The organism is Sphaerospermopsis reniformis, from assembly GCF_005402885.1.
Taxonomy (GTDB): Bacteria; Cyanobacteriota; Cyanobacteriia; order Cyanobacteriales; family Nostocaceae; genus Sphaerospermopsis; species Sphaerospermopsis kisseleviana.
Genome location: NZ_BJCE01000291.1, coordinates 1 through 5,923, shown reverse-complemented (window position 1 = coordinate 5,923; position 5,923 = coordinate 1). Strand labels below are relative to the sequence as shown.

At 39.3% G+C, this 5,923-nt stretch carries 3 protein-coding genes and 1 CRISPR repeat array; of the genes, 1 reads left to right on the top strand and 2 read right to left on the bottom strand.

What is annotated here, in order from left to right:
* Positions 1-150: 150 nt before the first annotated feature.
* The gene (locus FFR48_RS24545; protein ID WP_236104172.1) at positions 151-918 is read right to left on the bottom strand and encodes a PAP/fibrillin family protein; all 768 of its coding nucleotides are present in this window, start codon (positions 916-918) and stop codon (positions 151-153) included.
* Positions 919-1,176: 258 nt separating this feature from the next.
* Between FFR48_RS24545 and FFR48_RS24540 the strand changes: the two genes are divergently transcribed.
* Complete coding sequence (locus tag FFR48_RS24540) at positions 1,177-2,592, top strand: aromatic ring-hydroxylating dioxygenase subunit alpha (protein ID WP_137669173.1); 1,416 nt, start codon at positions 1,177-1,179, stop codon at positions 2,590-2,592.
* A gap of 127 nt (positions 2,593-2,719) precedes the next feature.
* Here the strand turns inward: FFR48_RS24540 and cas6 are convergent, their stop codons facing one another.
* Positions 2,720-3,862 carry a CRISPR-associated endoribonuclease Cas6 gene (gene cas6, locus FFR48_RS24535; RefSeq protein WP_137669172.1) on the bottom strand — a complete coding sequence of 381 codons (1,143 nt, stop codon included), beginning with the start codon at positions 3,860-3,862 and terminating at the stop codon, positions 2,720-2,722.
* A 460-nt stretch (positions 3,863-4,322) separates the two neighbouring features.
* Positions 4,323-5,748: a CRISPR direct-repeat array (repeat unit 37 nt; unit sequence GTTTCTAATTACCTAATCCCCGCAAGGGGACTGAAAC).
* Between the last annotated feature and the right edge of the window lie 175 nt (positions 5,749-5,923).

Genomic DNA, 5,923 nt, shown 5'->3' with positions numbered 1-5,923 from the left:
GAAATCCCAAAAAATGCACACTTTTTCCGGTATACCCTTCAAAACCCTTGCACTAATTTCTGTGTTTATCAGCCTCTAACCTTTGATATATCAAGGTTTTAGGTTTATTCAGCAAACCCTAATTAATTGTCAATTATCAATTGTCAATTGTCAATTGTTTGAACCCAGTCTTTCACAAACTAAAACAGTTCCTTTTTCTCCACGAGTAATTCTTAATTCTTCATCTAAATAAAGAATTTCTAAACGTCCTTTAGGAGAACGATTCATCATAAACGAAACTTCTCCAGTTTCAGGATTCATAGTTTGTGGAGGAACTAAACCAAACATCAACTTTAAAAAACCAGACATCAAAATATCTTGCCAACTTCTTTTTTCTGGTTTACCTTGTTCACTAAAAACCGCTTTCCAATCTTCTAAGTTAGTTGTAGATTGCGGTTTTAAAATTCCTCCTGTAAACTGAACTTGCAGCAATGTATCACTGACAGATTGACAAATTCCTTGGTTGATTACAATTCCCGAAAGTTGGGGAACAGATTCATCAATAGTTGTAAATTCCACCACAATATCATGAGTTCTTTGCTCTCCATTTCCTACTGGAAACACAGGTTGCAAAACGCGATCAATTACTAATTTTAATTTTGTTGGTTGAAACATATTAAAAGCCAAACGCCCCAAAGTATAAGCATATTTGCCATTTGCTAGTAGTTCACCTTGGGGAAAATTTGGCGCACTGATCAACAACCATTCACTATCCATTAAACTACCACTTTGGGCTGGTGCTTTTGTCGGGTTGAAAGATTGGAGATTTTCAATTGCAGCAATGACATTTTGATCTTTGGTATTACCACCACAAGCAGCTAATATTTGACGTAACTCTGTTTTCGCTGCTGTACATTTTTCTGTGTCTACTACTATCATAGTCTTACTTTTTTTGTTAAAATACTTGAGTAATACAATTTTAGACAATTGGCTGATTTCTGCGGAACATCCCAATTTTGCCAAAATAACCGCAGCAACACCAAAAACTCTCTGAAACTCTCTTACCTTTGCGTACTTTGCGTACTTTGCGGTTCAATCATAAGCTGATTTTTGAAATCTATCTGCCAAAATTATTAAAAAATTGTTATCTTAGTTTTGGGGTAATAAACATTATTTACAATCATTGTTAATTCTATCATGTCCAACAGCATTATCCAGTCAAACGCATCTCCAACCATAACCACAGAATTACTTCCCGCTGGTGGACTCGATCCAGATCGCTTTGATTGGCAAGAGGTATGGTATCCTGTTCATTATGTGGAAGATTTAGACAAAACCCTGCCTACTCGCTTCACTTTGCTAGAGAAGGATCTGGTTTTATGGTGGGATAATAACGCGCATATATGGCGAGCATTTTTAGATCAATGTCCCCACCGTTTAGCGCCTCTATCAGAAGGTAGAATTAATGAAGATGGATTGTTAGAATGTCCTTATCATGGTTGGACTTTTTCAGGTACGGGAAAGTGCGATCGCATTCCCCAACAAGTCGCAGGAGGAAAAGCAGAAATTTCTCAACGTGCTTGTGTAACTTCATTCCCAACCACCGTTAAACAAGGAATGTTATTTGTTTATCCGGGAACTGCGGAAAATGCTGCTAAAACTAAAGTTCCCATTGTTGATATTTTAGAAGAAGAACCGGAAGGTTGGGTTTGTCTCAATACTTTTAGAGATATTCCCTATGATGCTTTGACGTTAATGGAAAATGTCTTAGATTCTAGTCATATACCTTACACCCATCACCGTACCGTCGGCAACCGCGCTAATGTTGCTCCTGTGGAATTAGAAGTAGTAGAATCAGGAAAATGGGGATTTAAAGGAATTTGGGAAGAAGGACCCCGCAAAGGTACTTTAGGAAAACAATATACTACTTTTATTGCTCCTGGTTTAATGTGGCATGACTTGACATCTAAACAGTTTGGTAGAACTTTAACTGTTGTTTATGCTACTCCAATTCGTAAAGGTGAATGTCGGTTATTTGCGATTTTTCCTTTTAAGTTTTCTGCTAAATTACCAGGAATATTTTTAAAATTAACTCCCCGTTGGTATTCTCACATTGGACAAAATGGGGTTTTAGAAGATGATCAAATTTTCTTACATCATCAAGAAAGATATTTAGCCGCAAGGGGTGGAAGTGAGAATTTTACTAAGGCGTTTTATTTGCCAACTAAGGCAGATTTATTTGTTTTTCAATTGCGTTCTTGGGTGAATCAATATAGTATTGATCCGTTTCCTGGAAAAAGTTTCTCACCACCATTATCAAAGGAAGAGTTGTTAGATAGATATTACTCCCATACAAAAAAATGTGCTAGTTGTCGGAGTGCTTTGGCTAATTTACAAAAGTTGCGGATGGGGGTTGCAGGGTTAACAGTTTTGGTTTGGGGGTTGCTTCCTTTGCTGATGTTTGTTTATAAGCAGCAGGATATTTTTACTGTTGGTTTTCTGTCTTTGGTTGTGGTTGGTGGTGCGGGAATTTGGTTTGGTTTGGGTAGGTTGGAAAAACGGTTTTATCAGGGGCGGTTGATACCACCAAGAAATTTACCGGATAATGGATAATTAAATCACATTTTTTTATTTCACGCAGAGACGCAGAGGCGCGGAGTAAGAGAATTAGAGAATAAGAAGGGTATGGCAAAAATACATGAAACCTGCTGTCAAGTTTGAATGCAAAAGTTGTCAATTATCAATTGTCAATTGTCAATTGTTTTAGTTCTTTACGGGCTAATTTAACGTAGGTTTTGACGGTGGAGTAGGGGATTTCTAAATCTTGGGATATGATTTTTAATGATTCGCCCATTTCTCGTCTTGCTAATATTGTCGCCCAAGTTGTGGCTATTTTTTCGGTGCGATCGCCTCCTGTGCGTTTGCGTGTTGCGGTGAATATTGCTGTTAGTTCTTCTATGCGTTCTGGTAGCAGGTTGTTGATAATTTCTGCTGATGTATTGGTTTCTGGTTCTACCCATTCTAACAGGGTTTGTCCGAGTCCAAAGGTGGTTTTATGTCCTGTGCCACAGTAGGGAGCAAGTTGAATTAAGGCATAAAATAATTGGGTAAATTCTCTGTTGGTTAATGCTGTTTTACTCAACCCCAGAGATATCGCTCCTGTAAAACCTGTGACTGAACCTCTTTTACCTGCGGCAACTTTTACTGTTTCTAAGCGGTATTTGTGAATGATGACGTTTTCATCTATCCATTCTAGAAAGGGATCTTGTTCTATGGACATTCCTGAAAAGTCGTTCCAGCGTCTGAGGTAACTATGAAAAAGATTAACAGGAACGGGAAGGGGGAAATGATGTCCTTTGCGGCGAAAACTGGTGGGGGAAATAAAGCTAAGATTAATGTTTGTGTGTTTGCCGAGGGATGATTGTAGGATTTGGTGATATGTAGTTGGTGGATGGAGAATACTAACTTTTTTTATTTGTAGGGAAGCATCTCTTAAATTTAGGGTTGGTGGGAGTTGGGTTAACCACTGACTTAAAAATTCAACTACTGGTTGGGAAAATGTGTGAAGATGCCAGCGATAGGTTTGGTTTGCTTGCAGTTGTAGTTGTTTACCTGCGGGAAGCAGTTGGCCTTCTAAAGCTGAGATGTTGAAGGGTTTTTCTGACTCACCATCATGAAGATATGCGGACAGGGTAGGGTTAATTTGTCTTACTTGATCGAGAAACCAGGCATGAAGTCCGATGGTGTATTGTGAGTATAGGTATGTGGAATTGGTTGCTTCTAGGTCAAAGACTAGGCCGACTAATTCGCTATTATCTGCCCATACTAGAGGAGTATTTTTAGATGGGGTTTTGCGTTTGCTGGATGTAGCTGTTCTGGGCATGATTTTGAGGCTACATAATGTGATTTTCTGTATTATACTATGTTTTGGTCCCCTGGTGGGGATGGGGTGAGGAGTGGGGAGTCAGGAGTCAGGAGATCAAGGAGTCAGGAGTCAGGAGTCAGGAGTCAGGAGTCAGGAGTCAGGAGTCAGGAGTCAGGAGTCAGGAGTCGGGACTTGAATATAAAATAGAAAGAGTGCAGTAATTATTTGTAACAAAAAAACTCTTGACAAGTAGGTTGCTAAATTTTACTCTTGGATCAAGATAAATTTTTGGCAGACCTAGAGCGGGGTCAAAAACCCTGGGGGGTCCGCCAAATCGCCAGAACCTTGATAATTGAATAGTTCTAGCGTTTCATCAGTTTCAGTTGGCAGTTGACCCGAAGCCTGAAATGAGGTTTTTTGAGAGGTCTGCCAAATTCCCCCCTACAGTCTGCTCCCAGACTATGTTTCAGAGGGCGGGGTTTCTAATTACCTAATCCCCGCAAGGGGACTGAAACGCAAACTTAGTGTCTCTAGGGACGGATTTTGTTAACGTTTCTAATTACCTAATCCCCGCAAGGGGACTGAAACGATCTAACCATTACACTCGCGGGAAATATATTAGGTTTCTAATTACCTAATCCCCGCAAGGGGACTGAAACACGTAAAATTCCCGGACGCTATTTCTCCGGGACTTCCAGTTTCTAATTACCTAATCCCCGCAAGGGGACTGAAACATCTTCTAGATATTCTCCAGATTCAACATATATAGTGTTTCTAATTACCTAATCCCCGCAAGGGGACTGAAACCGGAATTAGTGTCAACAGCATTACAGTGGATAACAGATGAGTTTCTAATTACCTAATCCCCGCAAGGGGACTGAAACACAGGCAATTGCACCATAAATATGTGCAAGCTTAGTTTCTAATTACCTAATCCCCGCAAGGGGACTGAAACTCCTAGATTACCTTTGTTAAATGGTTCGTACCCACCGTTTCTAATTACCTAATCCCCGCAAGGGGACTGAAACGACAAGGAAGCGGTAAAACCGATACTACAGCTACTGTTTCTAATTACCTAATCCCCGCAAGGGGACTGAAACATGAAAAAATACAAATCAGAACTCATAGAAACCATAGGGTTTCTAATTACCTAATCCCCGCAAGGGGACTGAAACAATATTTGTCAACTATTTTACTAAAAATCCTGCATTGTTTCTAATTACCTAATCCCCGCAAGGGGACTGAAACTTATGGGAGATTATCAATAACAAAAAACCCCTTTGTTTCTAATTACCTAATCCCCGCAAGGGGACTGAAACTAAATTAGCTTTCTTCTATATCAAACCATTCAGAGAAGTTTCTAATTACCTAATCCCCGCAAGGGGACTGAAACTATATTATATATAGACAAAGCAAAAGACGACCGCCCAGGTTTCTAATTACCTAATCCCCGCAAGGGGACTGAAACCTTTTTCAACTTTAGCTCTTAAAATGGTCATAGTTAGTTTCTAATTACCTAATCCCCGCAAGGGGACTGAAACAACATCAGAATTACTTATCTTGTCTACATTGTCTAGTTTCTAATTACCTAATCCCCGCAAGGGGACTGAAACTAGACAGTTATCTATATCTCGCTTTGTAGCACGTTTCTAATTACCTAATCCCCGCAAGGGGACTGAAACAAAAACCACTAGATAGGGTAGTTATAAAATACGGGGTTTCTAATTACCTAATCCCCGCAAGGGGACTGAAACTTCAATTAATGCTTGACATATTTTAAGGTATCCTATGTTTCTAATTACCTAATCTCCGCAAGGGGACTGAAACTGGCTATAGTTTCCACTGATTGAATCCTAAAAGGTTTTAGGTTTCAAACTACCAACTCCCCGCAAGGAGAATAAAACGTTTAAATGAATCAAATTGAAACAGATATCAATACTGCTCGGTTAAGGATTTTCGTAGCGACTGTCTTGATTGTCAAGCGATCGTAAAGGAAAAATTTAAAGTCTAGGAAAAAAGTCAGAAAATAGAGGATAAAAACAAAGCAAAACAAAACAGGTAAATTATAGATGGCTATAA